General features: G+C 38.4%; 1 protein-coding gene. It reads right to left on the minus strand.

From position 1 onward, the window contains the following. Positions 1-66 precede the first annotated feature (66 nt). The gene (locus B9A91_RS23920) at positions 67-1,191 is read right to left on the minus strand and encodes a Fic family protein (RefSeq protein ID WP_084241594.1); all 1,125 of its coding nucleotides are present in this window, start codon (positions 1,189-1,191) and stop codon (positions 67-69) included. Positions 1,192-1,490 lie beyond the last annotated feature (299 nt).

A 1,490-nucleotide genomic window follows, 5' to 3' on the forward strand; every position in this document is an offset into this window, starting at 1 on the left:
AATAAAAAACTTAACTCACTAAATAACAAGAAGAAAAAATTGAAAAAAATCAATTTCAAGTCTGAATTACCCCTCTGAAAGTATCCTGTACAACTCAAGGTTCAGATAATAACTGCCCCCCTGGATCATTCTTTTTTCGAGAATTCCCATATTTGAAAGCTGGTCCAGATATTTCCTGGCTGTGTTTTCTGAGTATAGTCCAGAGTTGGTAAAATGTTTAACCCTCGTAAAAGGTTGTGTAAACAACGCATTAACCATAGATTCCGGCCTTGAAATATTTCCATCTCCAATAATGGCATCAAGAATTGCTTCTTTAGCCAATAGAATATCATTGATCTTATTATAGGTCAGGTTCGAAGTAACCTCCACTGCTTTCAATATATACAACAGCCAGTTTTTCCAACTCCCCCTTTGCGTTACTCCAGCTAGTCCGGCATAATATTCTTCTTTATGTTCCATGATATAGCTGCTTAGAAATAAAATAGGATAATCCAATAAGCCTTTTTTAGTCAGGTAATGGATATTAAAAATTCTTCCCGTACGTCCGTTTCCATCTCTGAAAGGATGAATGGCCTCAAATTGGAAATGACCAATTGCCATTTTCAGCAGCGGGTCTAACTTATACTGTTCATCGTCATTCAAAAATTCGATCAGGTTATCTAATTTACCTTCAATTATTCCTTTTCCTCTGGGCGGTGTATAAAATGCTTTTCCGGCATTTGGACCAGTTCCACCCTCTTTAATATAGATCTGAGCAACGGGAGTCCTGATTCCATCATTAAACTGACTAACTACTCTATACATTTTCACAAAATAGTGCGCATCAAAAACCTGATCGCCCTGCAGATACTGATAACCAAGCCACAAAGCTTCCCTGTAATTCAGAATTTCTTTTGCAGGCCCTTCCATATGTTTTCCCTGGTCTTCACTGTAGGCTTTATACAATTCATCATCTGTGGTGAATATATTTTCGATGGCACTAGAAGCTTTAGCTTCCTGCAAACTTATAGAATTAATCAGTAGTCCCTGATTGGGTATCGCGATGCTCCTTCCCTGCAGGCGGCCAAGCGCTGCTTTTGCATTGCCAAGTTGCCGGTAAATCTCAAGATCTTCATACAGCGCTGCATCTATAGGTAGGTCCGGTAAATCGTTCCATGGCTTATTCCGATCAGCGTTAATGCGATAGTTCATAATTCAAATATAACAAAAAGACATTTAACCTTAAAAAATATGTGTTTTTAAGGTCAATATAAAATCAGGCATGAATTGAATGCTTTAATTTCAATCCAGCCTTAAAAAGGCACCCTTTTTAAGGTCATATAAATATTCGGCCTCAAAGTGCCCCTGCGGGGATAATATTTGCTTTTTTGGAAGTGTTTTAGGTATATGAAGGCCTGCAGGGATCGGGGGACTTTAGCATCATTTGTAAACAAGAAAAGCCTGTAGTTTATGGCTACAGGCTTTCTTTAAGATTTGGCACCGACCTACTC

The sequence above is a fragment of the Pedobacter africanus genome (genome assembly GCF_900176535.1).
GTDB classification, from domain to species: Bacteria; Bacteroidota; Bacteroidia; order Sphingobacteriales; family Sphingobacteriaceae; genus Pedobacter; species Pedobacter africanus.

What these genes read in the sequence shown, in the direction of transcription:
- B9A91_RS23920 (WP_084241594.1), bottom strand. Translation starts at nt 1,191, where the DNA reads ATGAACTATCGCATTAACGCTGATCGGAATAAGCCATGGAACGATTTA.